Origin of the sequence: Hazenella coriacea (assembly GCF_004341825.1) — a bacterium.
Lineage (GTDB): Bacteria > Bacillota > Bacilli > Thermoactinomycetales > Thermoactinomycetaceae > Hazenella > Hazenella coriacea.
This window is the reverse complement of record NZ_SMAG01000003.1, coordinates 74190-93854: the sequence shown is the minus strand read 5'-3', so window position 1 is coordinate 93854 and position 19665 is coordinate 74190. Positions and strand designations below refer to the sequence as shown.

The window sequence follows — 19665 nt, the reverse complement described above, 5'->3', positions numbered from 1 at the left end:
CGAGTGGCTTGGAGTGGTAGATCTATTTACTTTATTTTGCAGTTTCTGTGTAAAATAATTACTCTTTCATTTGGTTTTGTTTTATCCAACCACTCCTACTATGGAGTGGTTTTTACACTTACTTTTTTTCAATATCTGTTTTACGATATAGTTGATGAGTATAGAGCTGGTTACATCATTGAGCAATACAGTCATTGATTATTCTTAAAGGAGTTCCGTGATGATTGAGATTCAACAACCTCAGATGGTAGACAGGTTAGCACAAATCATTCATATGATGGAGAAGTTAGACCAGGAAAAAGATTTACGAAACAAGATGGTGGACTTGTTAAAAAAGGCACACCAACAAGAGTTTAGTATTGCATTTTGCGGGCACTTTTCTGCAGGGAAATCGACGATGGTTAATCGATTGTTTGGAAAGGATGTACTTCCCACAAGTCCGATTCCTACTAGTGCCAACGTAGTTAAGATTCGTAAGGGATCGGATCAAGTGACTCTATGGTTTACGAATGGACAAAGTCATACATACGCGGGTGCTTATTCGGAGCAAGAGTTGAAACAGTTATTTAAAAATGGAGATGAAGTGATTGCTATTGATCTGGATCGACATGATGCTCCGCTTCCAACGGGTGTGGCTTTATTAGATACACCTGGAATTGATTCTACCGATGATGCGCATCGTATTGCGACAGAGTCAGCGATCCATCTGTCAGATATTATCTTTTATATGATGGATTACAATCATGTGCAATCCGAAGTGAACTTGCAATTTGTCAAGGAATTAAAGCAAAGAGGCAAAATCGTTTATTTGGTGATTAACCAGATTGACAAGCATCGAGAAGAAGAGATTTCGTTTGTACAATATCAAGAAAGTGTAAAGCAATCGTTTGCTAATTGGGATCTAGAAATCGATGGTTACTTCTACACCTCTCTTCGTAATCCGATGTTACCTCATAATGATTTAGATCTGTTTAAAAATACGGTTCAACAAATGATCCAAGATCGAGATGTTCACATCCGGAAAAGTATCGAAAACGAAGCCAATTATCTGCTCTCTGAGTATGTACGTAGATGGAAGGAACGTATCGACGAACAGATCACACAGGAGTTAAAAGAGATTCAAGTAGAAAATCGCCCTACATTAGCTGAGATCACGAAAAAGGTGGAAGAATCACAGCAAAAATATCAAGAAGTCAAAGAACAAATCGATCTATTACTGCCGAATTTTCTTTCCGAGATTGATCATATTCTAAAAAATGCGTATCTAATGCCTTATGAAGTGAGGGAGTTGGCGCATCAATTTTTAGAAACGGAAAAGTCAGACTTTAAAGTGGGTTTCTTTTTTTCTAGAGGGAAGACGGAGAAAGAGAGAGAACGACGTCTGGAAGCTTTTTATGAAAAGTTAAAGCAAACGGTTTCAACACAGATCGAAACGCATCTCAAACAAACAATCACACAGTATCTGAAAAAGAATGAAGTTTATACTGAAAAATTGGGACAAGAAGTATATGGGTTAACCATCGAGTTAAGTCCTGACCTATTAAAGCAAGTGGTGAAATCAGGAGCGGGGCTTACCGGTAACTATGTGTTGCAATATACCGAAGATCTAGCTAATGAGATCAAAAGAAGATATCGGCAAGGATCGGAGCGGCTTTTTAATACTTTTAGTGAAGAGTTAAAGACTAAGTTGAGAGATCAAGAACAGAGTTTGAAACGGCAATTAGAGCATCAACTTAGTATTCAAAAAGTGATCGAGCGCTCTGTCAACAGGCAACAGGAGCAGGAAGAGTCGGCAGAAAGGCTATACAGTTTCTTAACAGAGAAATCGGTTCCTGAACTAACGATTGATGTGAGTATATATTTAAATGAAGAAGTGCCATCTGTATCTCATCAACGGTATGAACTCCCAATAGCTTCTGAAGAAACTCGCAAAGAAGAGGAAGTAATCCAGACGAGTGAAAAACCTGCGAGCATTTCAGTTCAGCAAATTCTTCAACAGGTTCAAAAAGCAGAAGCAATCATCTCTCATCAACCTAGTTTACAAACGATTTATGAAGAGCTGGTTCAAAAAAGAAAGCGTGTGGAGAATAAAGCTTTTACAGTCGCTTTATTTGGAGCATTTAGTGCTGGTAAATCCTCATTTGCTAATGCCTTGATGGGGGACTCTGTGTTGCCGGTTTCACCTAATCCGACTACTGCCACGATTAATCGAATTTGTCCACCGACGGAAGCGTATCCTCATGGAACGGCATTGATTCATTTTAAATCTAGTGAAACACTTTATCAGGACTTGCAACAAGTGTTTGCCTTATTTCAACAGAAAATTAACTCCTTGAACGAAGGCTTGAAAAAGATTCCGAAACTATTGTCACAAGCTACTTTTACAGATCGACAGAAATTATCCTTTCCCTTTTTACAAGCTGTCCATCAAGGATTTGAGCGGTTTTCTGATGATTTAGGTCAGACCAAGCGCCTGTCTATTGGAGAGTTTGCGGATTATGTGGCGAATGAAGAAGTTTCATCTTTTGTTGAACTAGCTGAACTTTACTATGATTCACCTTGGGCAGAACTAGGAGTGACGCTCGTCGATACACCAGGTGCAGATTCGATGCATGCTCGCCATACGGATGTAGCATTTCAGTATATAAAAAATGCAGATGCGATTCTTTTTGTCACCTACTATAATCATGCTTTTTCTCGAGCGGATCGTGAGTTTTTAATTCAGTTGGGTCGAGTCAAAGATTCATTTGCGATGGACAAGATGTTTTTTATTATCAATGCGGCTGATCTTGCTCATACCGAAGACGAACTATCATCGGTTCAAGAGTATTTGGAAAGTCAATTGCGTCAATTCGGTATCCAAAATGCTCGTTTATTTGCAGTCTCTAGTTTGATGGGATTAGAAGAAAAGAAAGGGATAGTCACTACACAGACTCATATACCTGGCTTAACGGACTCTGGAATGAGCCAAGTGGAGAAAGCATTTTCTTTCTTTTTAATGAATGATTTATTGATGGTTTCTGTCTATGGTTTACTTCATCAGATTCAACAAGCTACGCAAGTAGTTCAACAGATGATTCAACGAGCAACACAAGGAAACGATGAGAAAAAACGTGCTCAAACCCAGATCGAAGCAGAAAAAGGTCAATTATTACAACAAATTCAGCAGCTTGCTACGACAACTACAGAGCGGGCTTTACAGCAAGAGATTCAAGAGTTGCTTTATTATGTAAAACAACGGCTTCTTCTAAGATATAATGATGTCTTCAGAGAATTTTTCAATCCAACAACACTACGTGAAGATGGTGGCTCTAAAAAGCAGAGGTTACGGCTTTGTGCACAGGAACTTCTTGATTTTATAAAGCATGATCTTCTTCAAGAACTTAGAGCAACTTCATTACGGATCGAAAACTGGTTAACTACTCAGTTGGATCTTTGTGCTGAAGACTTGACTTCTACTTGTGTAGCGATTCATTCAGAGTTCCCTATCCATTTTTCGCCTGAGTCTATGTTTCAGGCACCTCTTTTTTCAGAGCCTATGGCTGAGATGAAAGTAGATTCGATGAGGAAAGAATTGGCATTATATAAGGATGCGAAATCTTTCTTTGAGAAAAATGAGAAAGAAATCTTACAAGAGGCGATGAAAAAGAAGCTAGAAAATGAAATCTCCCTTGCATTAAACCATCAACAGCAAGCGCTTTATGAACATTACCAACAACAATGGACACTTTCCATCGAGCAATTTAAACAAGAGGCCATCGGAGAGTGTGAGCAGTATGTAGAAAGTATTTTGTATGCTTTATCTGATGAGGTGGATCTTGAACAGCTTCAGGGGCAGAAGTTACAGTTATCTGAAGTGATTCTGGAAATGGAATCAGGGATTGTAAGGAAGAGATCATAGATGTGAATCAACCTTACGTAAATAGAAACATTTAGATCGATCTGGTGTTTAACCTTTTCGATGATGGGAACAGGCTGTGCCTAGTTCCCTTTTTTGTGTTGTTAATTACCATAAACATGGGGGTTCATGGAGAGAAATATGATTAGTTCATTGAAAAGGTAGATCATAACAGCAATGATGAATAAGAGGATGTAAATGACAATTTTACGTTGAAGTTTGATTTGAAATAAATGTACGATATTTTTTCTGGTGAAGAGTACTATAAACATCAAACATGTAAGGAAAAGAATCCAGCTAATGATATGAACGGTTGAGCCATCTAGTATATTCCATATGATTTTGGTTGTTGTTGATAATAGTACTGCTGCATAGAAGAAAAGTGATAACCACCAGCCCCAAGCTTTTCTCATGAGAGTTCCAATCGCTGATGTCAATGGTAATAATCCAAAGAGGATTAAATGGAAGAAGTAGTAAAGTGCCCCTTTATTTACATGGATACAACCTAAAATGGGAGTACATAATTTTTCAAGAGCTTCATACTGTGTAAACAGTAGAGATGAAAGAAAAAGGGTTGTTGGAATGCTGATGAGGAGTAGTAAAATACTTGAGATAATCGTGTTTATGGATCTTCTATTTTTCATGGGTATCCTCTTTTCATAGTAATACATATAATTTCAATTGATTATATTATATTAATAGTTCGATTACTATAGGATTGGAGGATTGTCAATGGAATTTTGGGTTAATTTTATACTTGATGAAGAATCAGCATCAGTAAGGTAAGTATTGTAATTGATAAGCGGATCAGGTACACTAAAGACGTCTAAAATGTTGAAAATATAGTAGGGCTTTATAGTAGAGAGTTAATGTTATACTACTATAATAGCTAAAGTTACATTTTAGGGAGACTTTTAATGAATAAGCCATCTTTATTGATTGTGACTGCTGTAATGACTTTTATGATTGTATTTTTACCACCTAGTAACAAGGCATGGCTTTATAAATGGGAAGCGATTCTTCCAGAAAATACGCAAGAGTCTTCGCTTCCACAAATGGATGGAGGGAAAGATCACCCAGGTTTGGATCAGGAGTCGATCAGCTCTAAACAGGGGATTCAGGTAGCCTCCTCAAGCAAGCCATTACCTTCTTCATTCTCAGTTCAAGCTCAAAACCAAAAAGGGATTGCCTACGTAAAATTAGATGATATAGTCAAACATGTGCCGATCCAAGCAAATGTTGACAAAAAGAATGGGGAAATCACGCTTCAATTGGCTCAAAGTACCTATCAATTATTACGTGATGTCCCAGTTCTAAATAAAAATGGAATACATGTACCACTAGCAGAAGCACCTATGTTCGATGAAAATGATGAAGTATGGCTTCCTATTTCGCTTTTTCAACAGGAATGGAAACAGAATATCAAAGTAAATGGGGAATTTGCCTATTGGCAATTTGACCCAAATATAATACCAGCCAGTGCAAAACCAGAAAAGGTATCTAAACTGAGCAAAGAACAGATGGCTCAATACTTATCTTTTCTGAATACACCCATTGAGGGAGCACATGTAACGAAAAGAGCTTCTTCACTCCCAGGTGCACCTCGCACGTATCGGAATGGAGTTCATGAAGGATTAGACTGGTATAGTAATGATACTGGAATTAGCATCACGAAGAAAACACCTGTAGTTTCCATGGCGGATGGGATTGTTGTTCGTGCAGATCTTGGATATGAAGAGATGACAACATCACAACGCAATCGTTTATTATCCATTGGTGTCAAAAATGATAAGCAAACACCTGCCTACATATTGGATAAACTACGAGGACGCTCTGTTTGGGTTCAATATGATAATGGTGTACTTGCTAGATATGTACACTTAGATCGGGTTTCAGATCAGATTCAAGTGGGCCAACGGATTCGAACTGGTGAACGGATTGGATATGTGGGTAACTCAGGCACTAGTGATGGGGCTCTTGGAAATGATAAAGGTCTACACTTACATTTAGATTTGTTTATTTATGGAGAGTGGTTTTGGAAGGATTATTCGATGGATGAGCGTCTCTACATCCTCGAGCAGGTGTTTAACAGCAAGTAAGTTTTTTGGTCTCTGGTGTTAATCTTCTTCAATTGAAGATTAACACCTTATTTACTTTTACTTTATGAAGATTGTTTAACATAAAATAGAATTTAAATTTAGGGATGGGGATGGGGGATGGTGAAAAGTATTGCATCTTGGTTGGTCCGCTATGATCAATCACTGATTCAGTTTGTTAATTGTAATTGGAAATGTCGATTTTTTGATTGGCTGATGCCACGCTTTACACATATGGGTGGAGCGACTGCCACGACGACAATCTTAGTTTTATGGTTTTTCTTCATGCCAGGTATTTACCGCATGTGGGCGATTGAGGGAATGGTATCATTAGTAGGGAGTCATCTAGTAGTTCGTTTTTTGAAAATGGTTTTACCACGTTTACGGCCTTATCTTCAGTTAAACCATTTGCATACCTTCCCAAATCCTTTAACAGACTATTCTTTTCCATCAGGGCATACAACGGCTGCCTTTTCAATCGCTACTACATTTATTTCGCATGCGCCTATGCTTATTACGATTTTACTACCTTATGCCATTCTAGTTGGCTTTTCACGCATGTACTTAGCTCTCCATTATCCGACTGATGTATTTATTGGATTTCTTATAGGAAGTGGATGTGCATGGGGGACTGCATTTATATTTGAAATTTTATAAAAATTTAAGCGCCCTCTGTCCACGGAAGGGCGCTTCTTTATTTCATTTAGTTTTGAGAGATTGAGTCCTAAAAAGAGATTGCTTAGCTAAATGATTAGGGGTGTCATATGTAGACGACCAGGACGATGAAAAGTAAAAAGAGAGTAGGTTGTTTAGAACGAAGATTATGCAGTAATAATAGCGTTATTTTAGGAGAAAAGAAGAAGTTAAGAGAAGATGTCGAGCACTTTTCCATTAATAAAAGTAACTCCTTGATCTATTTCGACAGCTTGTCCATCTAATAGGTTTAGCTCTAATTCTTTGTTGTTTGTGGTAAATAAAGTTACTGTTAATGAGCGGCGATGTCGAGGTTTAAATTCAAAGTTGGCAAATACCATCCCTTCATTATTGGGGGTGCAGGGATAGCTTTTTGATTCTAACTTAATCTGGTACTGGGGATGTGATTTAAAGTCACTCATAAAATGGTTAAGTAAATCGGCTTTTCCCATAACTCTTATTTTTAGCATTTTGTACAACACCTCTTCTGTAAATGGATTAGAGAACACTCATAGAACATTTGTTCTGAAATTGTTCATTGACAAATTTCTTTTTCTGTGGTTGATTATAAGTATAAGCTATTTGTAAAAATTTATCAAATAATAAAAAATCTACCCATTAAGTGGCTTTCCCTTGAAAATATTATCAAAATCGAAGTGCCAATATCTCAAATGAGTGTAATTGTAAAAGTGTCCATTGCAATTGCAAAAATCAATTTTGAACAGAGGAAAAAATAGCCTCATGTAGAAGGATATTGGTGTTGATTTAATTTTGAAGGGGTGAGTCGGTGACACATTTAAATATGATTAAGCTTGGTGAACTTCTAAGAAAAAAGAGAAAAGAGCTTGGTTTGAGAATGGAAGACTTGGCCGATGAACAGATCTCCCCATCAACGATTAGTAATATTGAGCGGGGAATGCCTAATGTGAATGATGAAAAAGTCAACTACTTTGCCAATAAATTAGGCTTATGTTTGGAGAAATTACCTGAACTGATGATTGAGGAGAAAGAAAAAGAGGAAAAAATAAAAACACGGCTAATATATATTGAAAACATCATTGATTTGATGGGTGCAGATAAAGGATTAGAACAGTTAAAGACGATTTCTATTCACAGTTCTCATCCATTAGCGGCAGTTATTTATTTTTTAAAGGGAAAATGTTACTTTCAAAAGAAAAATTGGCAGAAAGCACAAAATTATTTTTTTGAATCGATTCGTCTTGTTGAGCGAACAGCTGAGTTAAAACAAACAAATATTAAGGCGGGTAGTCTAAATGAAATTGCAAGAATATTATATTTTATCAATGATTTGGACCAGGCGCTTAAATATGTAGATGAGGGATTGGAGGTATTTGTCGAAGGTGGGGAAAGGTGTTATTACAAGCATGTGCTTTTAGTTTGTAAAGTGATCTATTTAGAGAAACTAAACCGAACTGAAGAAGCATTACGATGGTTGGATGCGATGTGGTCACAAATCCATGAAATCGAGAATATAGAAGTCATCTTGACCATGTATGAAATGAGAGCGATTATTTTACAAAAGTTAAAGCTGCTTGAGGAATCTGTTTCTTATGCACAAAAAGGGATTGAACTGGCGCGAATTAATAAGATGTATGAGCGATCATTTGAATTGTGGACAACCTTAGGAAGTACGTATATTAAGTTAGGAGATCTGGATGAGGCGGAAAATTGTTTTCTTACAGCATTAAATTTAAAGGAAAAAATGAGAAAGGAATATTTATATATCTCAGTATATACTCAGTTGGGGCTTGTTTATCTAGAACAAAATAAGTGGTGTCAGGCGCAATCAGTGTTAGAAGAAGCGTTACAAATCGGTCAAAGAACAAATAACGCCCTTCGCTTTAATGAGGCGCTAATCGCTTTAGGAGATTGTTTTCTCAAACAAGGATTGATCAACGAAGCACTTGTCCCGTACTCCAGAGCATTGGAACAGTCTCAACAACATGGTTTTCATAATCAGGAACATGAGGTTTTAATCAAACTAGGTCAGTGTTGGGAAAAGAAAGATCCTGAACAATTTAGAAAGTGTGTCGAAAGATTATATCACGTAGAAGTTTTGTTATTGAAAGGAGGTGAACAGGTATGAGTCGTCAAGTTCGCTTGAGTGATGATCCGCCAGGTGGCTAGCGGGCCTAACTGACGGACCTCTAAGCTCTATGAAATGTCAACATAATGATCCCGTTTGATTCCTCTACGGACAGCTTCTTTAAATATGTTTGTGTAGTGTGACCCCAGCAATCAAATTATACATAGAATGCTGGGGTTCTTTTTTTAATAGAATTAACCTTTTCGTTGATTAAAATACATGATTCGACCGTTAAGTAATTGGAGTTCGCCAGCGAGCTTTTTAGCTAGATATTTGGAAAACTCATTGGCTTTGGCAAGATCCCCATGCGTTGCACGGTCAGGTAAGACGATTTGTACATATTGAGTACCAGACTCTTCTTCTTGTCCGTGACCGATCATTAAGTAATTATTTTCCTCTGGGTTCTTCCCTTTTAAAACGAGATAACAAATTCCCTCTTGCTCTTTCTCAGTCATTTCATAAGGAAAAGCAGCTTGTTGATAATCCCAAGACAGCTGTTGACCTGTATAACCTGTCATCTCTTGGTAATGTATTAAAAGTTGCTTTACCTCATCTAAGGTAATTTCGCTTTGTTTTGAACCTTTTACCAAGCGGATATATGCGCTTTTACTCAATCTGATCTCTCCTTGTACGAAATAGCAATTTCGTCTCTACTCATCTTAGCATGTGAGTGAATATTAGCGCAAATACGTTGATTGTATTTAGGGAAAATTCCTTATATGATTGTTTTCGGTGAAATCATATGATAAACTTTTTTTACTTTGAGGGTATTACGAAATGTGGAGGAGTTTTTGATGCGTAAGGCGGATCTATTGGACGAGTTACGCTCTGAGATTGGCGTCGTGTCAGACCAGTGCTTCGGTCAATTGGATCGGTTATATCAATTTGTATGCGATGTTCTGGTGGAAAAAGTAGATGTGTATCAAAGTGTCAGTATCTATCTTACTGAAGATGAACAATTTCAACAGCGTTTTCATCAAGGAAAAAAATTATTACCTGAACAGATTCCTTTTGGAGAAGGATATTTTAGTATGGCTGCTGTTCGAGGAAGTGTTGTAAGAGAAAGAGTGGGGTTAAGAACTATGATTTTTGTCCCTTTTTATCATGGACATCACTTACTTGGAGAAATCGTAGTTGTAGGGGAGCCAGGTGGACTCATTGATGATGAAGATGTTTCTTTATTTTGTGAATTGGGTTCATTGTTTGAAACGAAGGTGAAAGAATCGTGAAACTTGTTTTCATCATGTTCCCCATGTGGTAAAATATATTAAAATATCTAACTTAGTAAACAATTTGTGGTCGTTAGGGTCATTCTGTTTACTCAGTCAAATATCTTCTAAAATCCAGCGAGGAGGAGAATGCCATGAGTTTTTATGAACGCTTATATGACGAATCCGAACATTCTCAGGTACGGTTTGTCGGGTTTATTTCGGAAAATGGACGTTATGACTTCGGGATCGTGTATACTCGCATGTTTTTCGGTAAACCTCTTGTGATTTGTATGCAAACAGGTCGCTCCTCGTTACTATCTTTAGAAGATGCTGATAATTTAGAGTATCTCAAGAAGATTTTCAACCTGCGGTCAATGGGTGAAGCGGAAGAGATTGCTGTTTTTTTCAAAAATAACCTTCCGCCTGCTACGATGGAAGCAGAAGCAGAGTGATCCATGACTATTATTGGACCAAATCCTTAGTGATTTGGTCTTTTTTATGTTAATGAAGTGATATAACCCTAACACATTTGCTATTATTGACATAAATAGTATATCTTAATATACTATTTATGTCATTCTACTCGACCCTGTGTGAAACAACTTAAATATATTAGAAATCAAGTAGCTTGTTTTAATGAAAAAAATACTCATATAAAGATTCTAATTAAATGGAGTGTAAATTTATCAGAAAATGCAAGTGTAACGATGGATAAAATGCTTGGGTGAAGGGAGGAATCATGTTGGAAGTGATTGTTTGTCAATGTTGTGATGAAGTTATTGAGTATGTAGAAGCGGAAAAAGTGGGGACTCTTTATGGAATATGTCAGGGTTGTTCTAAAAGAGAGGAGCAATCATCTTGTAATAGCGTAGCATAGTGGTCTGATGAGTTGTTCTTCACAAAATGTTGATACACTTCAAGTAATTAGCACATATATATAAGGATTGTTTACACTTTTAAAATTAAATAAGCCACTAGGATGAATGAAAATCCTAGTGGCTTATTATTTAATCATTATTTTTGTGATGCTATGATCTCTCACTCTTTAATCACTTTGACCATCTGTAAGGAAGGATCTTCAGTGCCTTGAACAGGTAAGTCTGCTTCAATATGCTCCAAAATATAATTAATGTTTTCTTGCGTAATTCGTTCACCAGGTAATAAAACAGGAATTCCAGGCGGATAAATCATAATAAATTCAGCAATAATTTGCCCTGCTGATTGAGTCAATGGAACGGAAATCGTATCACTGTAAAACGCATCACGGGGAGATAAAGCGAGCTCTGGAATCTCAGGTAAATGAATATGCACTTGAAGTGAACGGTCTGGTGAATAAAAGTGTCTAGATAAATCCTGTAGCGCTTGAATTAAGATTGAAATTGTTTCTTCACTATCTCCAGAGGTGATCAAACACAAAATGTTGTATAAATCACTGAGTTCTACTTCAATGTTGTAATGCTCTCGTAACCATCGCTCGGCATCATTGCCCGTGATTCCCATGTTTTCCAGGTGAATGAGTAATTTGGTTTCGTCTAAATCATATCGATCATCTCCATCTAGCCACTCACGACCTACACAGAAAAGACCAGGGATTTCATTGATCTGCCTACGCGCATAATCAGCTAGTTGGAGTGTTTTTTCAATCACTTGTTGACCTTCGATCATTAGATATCGACGTGCTGTATCCAAAGAAGCAAGCAAGAGATATGAAGTTGAGGTGGTGGTTAACATGCTGATAATTGATTGTACACGTCGTGGGTTGACGAGACCTTCTTTTAGATTAAGAATCGAGCTTTGCGTTAAAGAGCCTCCAAGTTTATGAACACTCGTCGCAGCCATATCTGCACCTGCATCCATCGCTGAGATCGGAAGACGGTCATGAAAATGTGTCAAAACTCCATGGGCCTCATCAACGAGTACAGGAATTCCTCTACGATGTACACGCTTAACAATATCTTTCAAATTCCCTGCTACTCCATAGTAAGTGGGATTGATGACTAGAACAGCTTTCGCATCAGGATGTCGATCCAAAGCTTTTTCTACTTCAGCGGCTGTAATTCCATGAGCAATCCCCAAACGCTCATCCATTTCAGGATGAACAAAAATGGGGTGCCCTCCTGCTAAGATGATGGCAGAAAGAACTGATTTGTGTACATTACGGGGAACGATAATCTTATCTCCAGGTGTACAGACAGCCATTACCATGGTCATAATGGCACCGCTTGTACCTTGAACAGAAAAAAAGGTGTGGTCGGCACCAAAAGCTTCAGCTGCCAGTTCTTGAGCATCTCGAATAATGCCGTGTGGAAAATGAAGATCATCCAAAGGCTCAATATTTATAAGATCAATAGACAAAGCATTGGTACCTATAAAGTCTCGAAACTCAGGGTCCATTCCTTGTCCTTTTTTATGTCCAGGAATATGGAACTGAATAGGATTTCGTTTGGCGTGTTCCTTTAACTTCGTAAATAAGGGTGTATGATGTTGACGGTCGATCATGAGGCTTGCCTACCTTTATCAATTAATATGCACGACGGATAGTATAACAAAATCCATATCAGAACAAAAGAAAAAAATTATGCTAAAAAAGTAATGTTATATGGACATAAAAAAACCCCTTATCTTTAGGGGGTTTCGGCTTGTATATGATCCAATGATTTCCATGAGCTTCTGTCTCATACAAAAGAGAGTTGGTATAGTGGATGAACAGTTTGAAAGGTACTTTCTATTTTTTTTAATAATTGCTCTCCATTTAATTGTGTCGCTTCTTGTCTTGAGATGACTTGTCCACATAAAAACTCAGCTTTCTTTACTTTTTCCAATCGATCTAACATTTTATGAACTTGTTCATCGTTCATCTCTTTTTTCTGAATTACTTCATCCTTGGTATGATCTTGGGATATATAAAATGTATCGGGAATCTGATGCCAAACTTGATCGAACTGAGACTTTAGATTGCGGGCAAAAGAGCTTTTTTGTTGGCATTCGTAGATTAAAGCGAACCAGATAAAAGCATATGTATCACGTAATCCAAACTGAAAGTGTGGGTGAGCTTTGTACCCCCGTTTATTGGTAGACCAAGCCAACCAAGTCTCTTCGGGTGGGTTTACAGTTCGTCGAGCATGCTTGGCGATATGTACTGAGACAGGTTCTTGAACCAACATGGTAAGGAAGGGTGACATTTGTTCACCGATGATTTCGAATTTGGGTCGAATCTGTCTTTTTAAAGATTCCATCCGATTTTCCAATCCAGCGATCTGAAAAACTGCAAAGTCCTCTGAAGTTAGTACAGGGAGTGTCATTCGATTCACCATCCCGATGTCTTTAGTTTAATATCCTTATCTTATCACAACCTCGTCGGAAACAAACATTGTGGGATTTTGTTAATTAGCTTCTATGAAATAATAGAAATTAGTAGAATGAACACCGTTCCCATTCAAAGTATAGTTACATAGAATATTTAAAATAATAGAAATATAGTTAGAGTGTTTTAGATCGAACGAATCTGACAGTTGGGAGACGATGAATCACCTCAAATTACTTTGTAAATCAAAGCTCATTACAATTGATAGTTTCATTTGACTCCTTGGAATCGGGGGATAATTCTAACTTTATCAACCCGGTTTAAACCCTGATTCAAGCGGGCATCCTGTAGCCAAGTTTATGTTTCCAAATATTGGTGTGGAAGCAAATTAACCTAATGGAAGGAGATAAGGGGAGTAGTGGTGACCATGGAGGATGTAATGAAGGCCTATAAATGCTGCGATCCTGAAGAGCGTATTCCTGTGTTAAGACTTGAGTTGGATTACGAACTTGCCCTTCTTTTTGAGGCTATGCAAGAAAATAACGAATATAAAATGGAGCAATGTAAGGAAAGACTTGAAGAATTACGCCGTGAGATGCTTATGCTAGAAGCGCTTTGAACAATTCTGTCTATTTTAGATGAATAAAAATCTAAAGGAAAAGAGAGTTAAAATGTCGAAGGTTTACGTGTATCTTTATGATAAAGATGCACGTTCTTTTTTTATGGATTGGGAACAAAGAAGTTTCTCATCAAGGGGGCTGGGAGCTTATTTTGTTTAGATCCTTTACGAAATGCATAAATTCAAATAAAATAGTTCAAAAAACATTTAAAACTATTTCGAGCGGAACCTCGCTAAACTATCAGAGACCTTGTCATAGAACGTGCATTCATGAATGAGAGTCAGTCAAATGAGAAGTATGCTAGTTCAATGGTGATGTGGGTCATACACAGAGAAAATAGGTTGAAGCTAATAGTGTCGATGTACTATGCGTCAGAAATGGATCATTTACCTGAGATCAGTGTGCTCATGAAAGGTGAAGATCCAAAAAGGTGTATCATTGCCTGATCGACACTATTGTTTCGAACAAATTGATGGGAGGAATTGTGATGGAGTGGAAATTAACTAGAGAACCTATAGTGTCATTAGCAACAGATGCATTAATTGTTTTTCATATTGAGGATAAGCAATCAACTCAGTGCTACACACGCCAAATAGACAACGCACTTGAAAATAGAATCTCTCGTCTCATTACAGAAGAAGAGATTACTGGAACTTTGGGTGAGCTAACCATTTTGCATAATTGGGGTAAAATCCCATCGGGTCGCGTATTCGTTGTTGGACTTGGAAAAGAGACCAAAGTAGATCTTCAGCGCTTAAAATCTGCGGTAGCCGCTGCTGCTAGAAAAATAACTTCAATGGGACTAAAACATATTGGAATTGGTTGCCTTAATGAAATAACTGAACGATACAATTCGGTTGATGTGGTACAAGCAATTGTTGAAGGTGTCGAGTTAGGATCATATCAACATCATTCTTATAAATCCGATCAAAAACATAAAAAAATTGAAACGATTTTTCTTTCATCTTCTTCCATTTCAGAGTCAGCATTTGAAGTAGGAAGTGAACGAGGAAGAGTTTTTGCACGAAGTACTAATTTTGCCAGATTTTTAGTTCACGAGCCAGCAAATCGACTAACTCCCCAAAAACTGACTAGATATGCGAAGCAAATTGCAGAAAAACGGGGTCTTCGCTTAGATGTATTGACAGAAGATCGTTTAAAAGAAGAGGGCATGGAAGCTCTTCTTGCAGTTGCTAGAGGAAGCCAAGAATCTGCTTATATGATTGTACTTTCTTATTTGGGAGCACCTGAAAGTGATGAGGTTTTAGGGTTAGTAGGTAAAGGGATTACTTTTGATAGTGGTGGGATCCAAATCAAACCTGATAAAGGGATGGACGATATGAAAGGAGACATGGGAGGGGCTGCTGCAGTTTTGGGAGCGATGGATGCAATTGGTACATTACGCCCTCATTGTAATGTGATTGCAGTCATTCCAACCTGTGAAAATATGGTGGATGGAAACTCCTATCGTCCTGGTGATGTGATCACCTCATATAGTGGAAAAACGATTGAAATTCATCATACAGATGCTGAGGGACGAGTGGTTTTAGCTGATGGTATTTCTTATGCCAAGCGATTAGGCGCTACCAAGTTGGTCAATGTTGCCACTTTGACAGGGGCGGTTCTCATCGCACTAGGTCGTGAGGCCACAGGTCTGATGACGAATGATGAAGATTGGAGTAACAAGGTAAAGGTAGCTGCCCGCATGGCAGGAGAACGAGTGTGGGAATTGCCCATGTATGATGAGTACGAGGAATATGTAAAAAGTGATATTGCTGATGTGAAGAATGATGATGGGTCGATCGCAGGCTGTATTCAAGGGGGTATGTTCTTAAAACAATTTGCTGAAAATACACCTTGGGTTCATTTGGATATTGCTGGAACTTCAGAGTCCCTTAAAGAACAGGGAATTCATCCAAAGGGAGCGACTGGTATAGCTGTGAGAACGCTTACTCAATTAGCAATTCGTTTTGGCTGATAATTATAAAGTAAGTCTTCAACAAGAAAGTTGATGGAGGTACGAATGAATTGAGAGTCATTGTAACACCAGAAGCTGTTGAAGCATTACACAAGAAAAAGCCAGATAGTGATGCTACGTTGCGAGTCGCTGCTATTGCTGTAGATTTAGGTGCTGTAACCACTGAGTTATTTGAACTCTTCTGGGATCATTTACAACCTTCTGATCGGCGCTTTGCGATTAGCGATTCATTGACAGTGGTTATGGATCCATATAGCTTAAATGTGTTCGCTCCAGAACTTATGATTTCTTTTGACCAAGCAAAAGGTTCTTTTTCTGTTAAAAACCGAGAACAAATCTTTTTACATCAAATTTATATCTAGGTGATGAATGGATGAGCCAAACGAAAGTGTTTGCCCATCGAGGATTTTCGTCGATTGCACCAGAAAATACATCTACAGCTTTTCAACGAGCCATCGAAGTAGGTGCAGATGGTATCGAGTTAGATGTCCATATGACTTTAGATGGTGAATTAGTTGTAATCCATGATGAGACAGTTGATCGTACCTCCAACGGGACAGGCTGGGTAAAAAATCTCACCTTGTCCCAATTGAAAGAGTTAGATATGGGAAGTTGGTTTTCATCTCCTTTTGTCGGTGAAACGATCGCTACTCTTGCCGAAGTCCTTGAACAACTGATGGATACATCTCTCGAAATAAATATAGAGTTAAAAAATAATATTGTCCAATATGCAGGGTTGGAAGAACAATTGGTGAAAGAGATCGAACGCTATGGGATGAGTGAGAGAGTGATTCTGTCCTCTTTTAACCATTATTCTCTTCGTCACTTACATCTATATCGTTCTCACTACCAATTAGGTGCTCTATATCAATTAGGTTTATTTGAACCTTGGGTTTATGCTAAACATTTAGGTGTTCAAGCGATCCATCCGTTTTATCTAGCTGCTCCAGAAACGATCATCGAAGGATGTCATAAACATGGGATTCGAGTCCGACCTTATACCGTAGATGATCCAAAGGTGATGAAGGATTTACTGACCATTGGTGTGGATGCTATTATCACCAATGTCCCTGATCAACTTTTACAGTTGAAAAAGAGGCAAGTTGCGGTGGATGAATAATTAATGATATGATGATGTTGATTATAGGCGCCTCGATGAAGGGCGCTTTTTTTCTTAATAGGAGGAGTCGTTCATGAAATTTGGTTGTCATATTAGTGTAGCTAAGGGATTTCATAAAGCAGCCAAACGAGCCCATGAGTTAGGTGCTCAATCATTTCAAGTGTTTACAAAAAATCCACGAGGTTTGAGACCCAAAAAAATAAATGAGCCGGATGCGGAAGCAGGGAGAACCTATTGTATAGAGAACGGGATCACCCTTGTGGCTCACACTCCATATATTACAAATCTATCTACCCCTAAATCGGATCTTCATGAAGTGACGATTCGCTCCATTAAGGAAGATCTAACAATCGCTGATGCTTATGGTGCGATTGGAGCTGTTGTTCATTGCGGAAAGCATGTAGGTGAAGGGGAAGAGTATGGGGTGAAGCGGATGATTGAGACGCTAAATCTCATTTTGGAGGATCATAAGGGTAACGTAAAACTATTGCTGGAAAATACGGCTGGACAAGGAACTGAACTTGGATTGACCATTCAACAATTGGTTGAGATCCGAGAGGCATGTGATTATCCAGAAAAACTAGGTTTTTGCTTCGATACCTGCCATGCTTTTGCAGCGGGTATTTGGTCTTTGGATACATTTGACGAATTACTGCAACAAATGGAGTCCACTGGCTACTTGAAAGATCTAGTGGCGATCCATTTTAATGATAGTAAAGCCCCTTATCAAAGTCGAAAAGATCGGCACGAAAAAGTGGGTAAAGGAGAAATTGGGATAGATGCACTCTCTCTTTTCTTAAAAGAAACAGCATTTGAGGGTTTACCGATTATCTTGGAAACACCTGTTGATGATGAAAAAGAGTATGCAGCAGAAATCCAAATGTTACACGACCTACGTAAACAATAAAGGAAAGGAGAGGAAATGAATTGTTAGGAGATATTATCACCTGGCTGAATCAGCTTCCCTTTTGGGGAGTTTATGTCATGGTTTTAGTTTTAACAGCTATGATATATAAGATTGCTTTTGCTAGAGAATTACCTGTATTAAAAAGTGCCTTAGTTTATCTATCTCTGGCAATCGGTTGTTTTCTATTAGCCTTTATGCAGATTTTACGATTCCCTATCATTCAAATCTTATTTATTACTGCGATTATTATTGGACTGACTCGTGTTCGTCTATCATATAATCGTTCAAAACAAGCAAAACAAGAATAATTTGATCCTGGTAATAATCGGAAAGGGGAAGTCGAATGCAACTTACGGACGCATTGTTTAATTGGATTCAAATTAAAATTGTGTGGCAAGCGAGACCAAGTGATCGTTCTGCACGGGATACAGTTCATTTTTTTGAAGAAATGCTTCGTGAAGACCATCAAATTGAACAGTTAGAACTGGAAAAGAAAAAAGAGGATCAACAGTATGTGGTGACTTATCAAAAACAAGGGGAAACGGAATCACACACATTTCCCATTGAGACAGCCGAAAAGTTGTTGAAAGACATTTTGGCAGAACCTAAATATAATCAATCGTTTGAGTGAGAAGAAATTTCGCAAGTAGCGTCCAGTTGTTCAAAAGAGGAGTACATTTGCTTTTTTCGCTCTAATACTTGTTTAGTAATTCTTTCATAACAGTTTGGACAGATTTGAATGCGGTGAGGGTGTTTGATTAATTTTTTTTGTGTAAGTTTATCTGGAACAAATGATTGATCACAAAGAATACAGACCACTCTCATAGTTACCGTAGCCTTTCTATGTAAAATGGATCAAGCTTTTTGATATATCACTACTTCTTCTGCTACAGGAAGGGAATTCAACAGTGGTGAGAGACTGGTTCCAATCGTCTGTTGGAAAGATGTCAAATTTCCTATAGTTGTTAGTATACTATAGGAAGATCAACCTTAGACAGTCCATTCTAAAAAAAGTGAAGTCATATTTGATATTTGGTGATCACTTGAAGAGCAATCTTCAAGTGATCACCATTCAACCCCTCGACATTCACAATTAATTCCCATATTTAGTTGATATTAATGGTTCATCTTTTGTTGGTTCATTTGATTCTTATTTTGTTCCTTCTTTTTTACCTCTTTCGAGGGTTGAGGAGTAATTCGTCCCGCGATGTCTGCTAGCTCTTCTACAACGCCTCCGATCGGACGACCATTTCTTAAATCTTCATTCAGCTCACGAATTCGTTGAACGATGTCAACATCGGCGGTGACTAAAGCATTGGCTCCTTGAGGATCTTCTCGGAGTGCTTGGGCTACTGTATATTTAACTGTTCCCACCCGACCCCGATCTAAAGTAGAGTCCACATCGATCCCCACTAAGGTATATTTTCCAATAGAGATGGCTGATGCATTACGGACTTGTGGCATCTGGGTGGCAATTTGCACCATTCGCCGAGAGATCGCTTGAGAAGACTGGTTATATTTAGGTTCAGGTGCAGTCTGCTTGACGCGTTCAGTATAAGAGATTTTTTGTCCAGGGGCAGGAGCGGATTGATTCGCTGGTGGTTTGTTAGCAGGTTGGCATCCAATGAGAGCAAGTGTAATTCCGATGAATAAACTAAATAACTTCATTTTCCTGATCATTTCCTGTCGTCCTTTCTGTGATAATAGTGCTTGGTGATTAGTGTGTCCTGC

The 19665-nt window shown here is 38.1% G+C and carries 21 protein-coding genes; 14 read left to right on the top strand and 7 right to left on the bottom strand.

The window, feature by feature from the left end:
- The first annotated feature begins 220 nt into the window (after positions 1–220).
- Positions 221–3901 (top strand): dynamin family protein, encoded by a 3681-nt coding sequence (locus EDD58_RS06565; protein WP_131924067.1) that lies wholly within the window; start codon positions 221–223, stop codon positions 3899–3901.
- 101 nt (positions 3902–4002) lie between these two features.
- On the opposite strand, the gene EDD58_RS06560 is transcribed toward EDD58_RS06565, so the two are convergent.
- Positions 4003–4542 carry a hypothetical protein gene (locus EDD58_RS06560; protein ID WP_131924066.1) on the bottom strand — a complete coding sequence of 180 codons (540 nt, stop codon included), beginning with the start codon at positions 4540–4542 and terminating at the stop codon, positions 4003–4005.
- 273 nt (positions 4543–4815) lie between these two features.
- Between EDD58_RS06560 and EDD58_RS06555 the strand changes: the two genes are divergently transcribed.
- Positions 4816–5997 (top strand): M23 family metallopeptidase, encoded by a 1182-nt coding sequence (locus tag EDD58_RS06555; RefSeq protein WP_131924065.1) that lies wholly within the window; start codon positions 4816–4818, stop codon positions 5995–5997.
- Between the two features lie 120 nt (positions 5998–6117).
- Complete coding sequence (locus tag EDD58_RS06550) at positions 6118–6651, top strand: phosphatase PAP2 family protein (RefSeq protein ID WP_165875846.1); 534 nt, start codon at positions 6118–6120, stop codon at positions 6649–6651.
- A gap of 206 nt (positions 6652–6857) precedes the next feature.
- Here the strand turns inward: EDD58_RS06550 and EDD58_RS06545 are convergent, their stop codons facing one another.
- A complete protein-coding gene (locus tag EDD58_RS06545) occupies positions 6858–7157 on the bottom strand; it encodes a DUF3970 family protein (protein ID WP_131924063.1) in 300 nt (99 codons plus the stop codon).
- Between the two features lie 317 nt (positions 7158–7474).
- Between EDD58_RS06545 and EDD58_RS06540 the strand changes: the two genes are divergently transcribed.
- Entirely contained in the window at positions 7475–8794 is a 1320-nt protein-coding gene (locus EDD58_RS06540; RefSeq protein WP_131924062.1) for a helix-turn-helix transcriptional regulator, read from the top strand.
- 194 nt (positions 8795–8988) lie between these two features.
- Here EDD58_RS06540 and EDD58_RS06535 read toward each other — a convergent pair whose 3' ends face one another.
- On the bottom strand, positions 8989–9408 hold the full coding sequence (locus EDD58_RS06535) for a DUF1885 family protein (protein ID WP_131924061.1): 420 nt from the start codon (positions 9406–9408) through the stop codon (positions 8989–8991).
- A 180-nt stretch (positions 9409–9588) separates the two neighbouring features.
- Here EDD58_RS06535 and EDD58_RS06530 point away from each other — a divergent pair, with 180 nt between their 5' ends.
- The 3 genes from EDD58_RS06530 (at position 9589) to EDD58_RS06520 (ending at position 10882) form a co-directional block, all read left to right on the top strand.
- Positions 9589–10023 carry a GAF domain-containing protein gene (locus EDD58_RS06530; protein ID WP_131924060.1) on the top strand — a complete coding sequence of 145 codons (435 nt, stop codon included), beginning with the start codon at positions 9589–9591 and terminating at the stop codon, positions 10021–10023.
- 134 nt (positions 10024–10157) lie between these two features.
- The gene (locus EDD58_RS06525; protein ID WP_131924059.1) at positions 10158–10457 is read left to right on the top strand and encodes a DUF3055 domain-containing protein; all 300 of its coding nucleotides are present in this window, start codon (positions 10158–10160) and stop codon (positions 10455–10457) included.
- Between the two features lie 296 nt (positions 10458–10753).
- Positions 10754–10882 carry a GapA-binding peptide SR1P gene (locus EDD58_RS06520; RefSeq protein WP_424321657.1) on the top strand — a complete coding sequence of 43 codons (129 nt, stop codon included), beginning with the start codon at positions 10754–10756 and terminating at the stop codon, positions 10880–10882.
- 161 nt (positions 10883–11043) lie between these two features.
- Here the strand turns inward: EDD58_RS06520 and EDD58_RS06515 are convergent, their stop codons facing one another.
- Both EDD58_RS06515 and EDD58_RS06510 read right to left on the bottom strand, forming a co-directional pair.
- The gene (locus tag EDD58_RS06515; RefSeq protein WP_131924057.1) at positions 11044–12504 is read right to left on the bottom strand and encodes an aminotransferase class I/II-fold pyridoxal phosphate-dependent enzyme; all 1461 of its coding nucleotides are present in this window, start codon (positions 12502–12504) and stop codon (positions 11044–11046) included.
- 176 nt (positions 12505–12680) lie between these two features.
- A complete protein-coding gene (locus tag EDD58_RS06510; protein WP_165875844.1) occupies positions 12681–13307 on the bottom strand; it encodes a YktB family protein in 627 nt (208 codons plus the stop codon).
- Positions 13308–13736: 429 nt separating this feature from the next.
- Between EDD58_RS06510 and EDD58_RS06505 the strand changes: the two genes are divergently transcribed.
- From EDD58_RS06505 to EDD58_RS06475, 7 genes are all read left to right on the top strand, one after another.
- Positions 13737–13928, top strand: a complete 192-nt coding sequence (locus EDD58_RS06505) for a hypothetical protein (protein WP_131924055.1) — start codon at positions 13737–13739, stop codon at positions 13926–13928.
- A gap of 488 nt (positions 13929–14416) precedes the next feature.
- Positions 14417–15907, top strand: a complete 1491-nt coding sequence (locus EDD58_RS06500; protein WP_165875843.1) for a leucyl aminopeptidase — start codon at positions 14417–14419, stop codon at positions 15905–15907.
- Between the two features lie 50 nt (positions 15908–15957).
- Entirely contained in the window at positions 15958–16269 is a 312-nt protein-coding gene (locus EDD58_RS06495; protein ID WP_131924053.1) for an iron-sulfur cluster biosynthesis family protein, read from the top strand.
- A gap of 11 nt (positions 16270–16280) precedes the next feature.
- The gene (locus tag EDD58_RS06490; RefSeq protein WP_131924052.1) at positions 16281–17027 is read left to right on the top strand and encodes a glycerophosphodiester phosphodiesterase; all 747 of its coding nucleotides are present in this window, start codon (positions 16281–16283) and stop codon (positions 17025–17027) included.
- Positions 17028–17100: 73 nt separating this feature from the next.
- A complete protein-coding gene (locus EDD58_RS06485) occupies positions 17101–17934 on the top strand; it encodes a deoxyribonuclease IV (RefSeq protein ID WP_131924051.1) in 834 nt (277 codons plus the stop codon).
- Between the two features lie 20 nt (positions 17935–17954).
- A complete protein-coding gene (locus tag EDD58_RS06480) occupies positions 17955–18242 on the top strand; it encodes a YlaH-like family protein (protein ID WP_243648666.1) in 288 nt (95 codons plus the stop codon).
- Positions 18243–18277: 35 nt separating this feature from the next.
- Positions 18278–18565 (top strand): hypothetical protein, encoded by a 288-nt coding sequence (locus tag EDD58_RS06475; protein WP_131924050.1) that lies wholly within the window; start codon positions 18278–18280, stop codon positions 18563–18565.
- Here the strand turns inward: EDD58_RS06475 and EDD58_RS15335 are convergent.
- Both EDD58_RS15335 and EDD58_RS06465 read right to left on the bottom strand, forming a co-directional pair.
- Positions 18550–18759: a DUF2197 domain-containing protein gene (locus EDD58_RS15335; RefSeq protein WP_131924049.1), complete on the bottom strand. Its 210-nt coding sequence runs from the start codon at positions 18757–18759 to the stop codon at positions 18550–18552. The genes EDD58_RS06475 and EDD58_RS15335 overlap by 16 nt on opposite strands.
- A 291-nt stretch (positions 18760–19050) precedes the next feature.
- Entirely contained in the window at positions 19051–19602 is a 552-nt protein-coding gene (locus EDD58_RS06465; protein WP_243648665.1) for a YhcN/YlaJ family sporulation lipoprotein, read from the bottom strand.
- Between the last annotated feature and the right edge of the window lie 63 nt (positions 19603–19665).

Bases quoted from the DNA above. Each gene is read 5' to 3' on its own strand.
- EDD58_RS06565 (WP_131924067.1), top strand. From the start codon at position 221: ATGATTGAGATTCAACAACCTCAGATGGTAGACAGGTTAGCACAAATC.
- EDD58_RS06560 (WP_131924066.1), bottom strand. From the start codon at position 4,542: ATGAAAAATAGAAGATCCATAAACACGATTATCTCAAGTATTTTACTA.
- EDD58_RS06555 (WP_131924065.1), top strand. From the start codon at position 4,816: ATGAATAAGCCATCTTTATTGATTGTGACTGCTGTAATGACTTTTATG.
- EDD58_RS06545 (WP_131924063.1), bottom strand. From the start codon at position 7,157: ATGCTAAAAATAAGAGTTATGGGAAAAGCCGATTTACTTAACCATTTT.
- EDD58_RS06530 (WP_131924060.1), top strand. From the start codon at position 9,589: ATGCGTAAGGCGGATCTATTGGACGAGTTACGCTCTGAGATTGGCGTC.
- EDD58_RS06525 (WP_131924059.1), top strand. From the start codon at position 10,158: ATGAGTTTTTATGAACGCTTATATGACGAATCCGAACATTCTCAGGTA.
- EDD58_RS06515 (WP_131924057.1), bottom strand. From the start codon at position 12,504: ATGATCGACCGTCAACATCATACACCCTTATTTACGAAGTTAAAGGAA.
- EDD58_RS06510 (WP_165875844.1), bottom strand. From the start codon at position 13,307: ATGACACTCCCTGTACTAACTTCAGAGGACTTTGCAGTTTTTCAGATC.
- EDD58_RS06505 (WP_131924055.1), top strand. From the start codon at position 13,737: ATGGAGGATGTAATGAAGGCCTATAAATGCTGCGATCCTGAAGAGCGT.
- EDD58_RS06500 (WP_165875843.1), top strand. From the start codon at position 14,417: ATGGAGTGGAAATTAACTAGAGAACCTATAGTGTCATTAGCAACAGAT.
- EDD58_RS06490 (WP_131924052.1), top strand. From the start codon at position 16,281: ATGAGCCAAACGAAAGTGTTTGCCCATCGAGGATTTTCGTCGATTGCA.
- EDD58_RS06485 (WP_131924051.1), top strand. From the start codon at position 17,101: ATGAAATTTGGTTGTCATATTAGTGTAGCTAAGGGATTTCATAAAGCA.
- EDD58_RS06475 (WP_131924050.1), top strand. From the start codon at position 18,278: ATGCAACTTACGGACGCATTGTTTAATTGGATTCAAATTAAAATTGTG.
- EDD58_RS15335 (WP_131924049.1), bottom strand. From the start codon at position 18,759: ATGAGAGTGGTCTGTATTCTTTGTGATCAATCATTTGTTCCAGATAAA.
- EDD58_RS06465 (WP_243648665.1), bottom strand. From the start codon at position 19,602: ATGAAGTTATTTAGTTTATTCATCGGAATTACACTTGCTCTCATTGGA.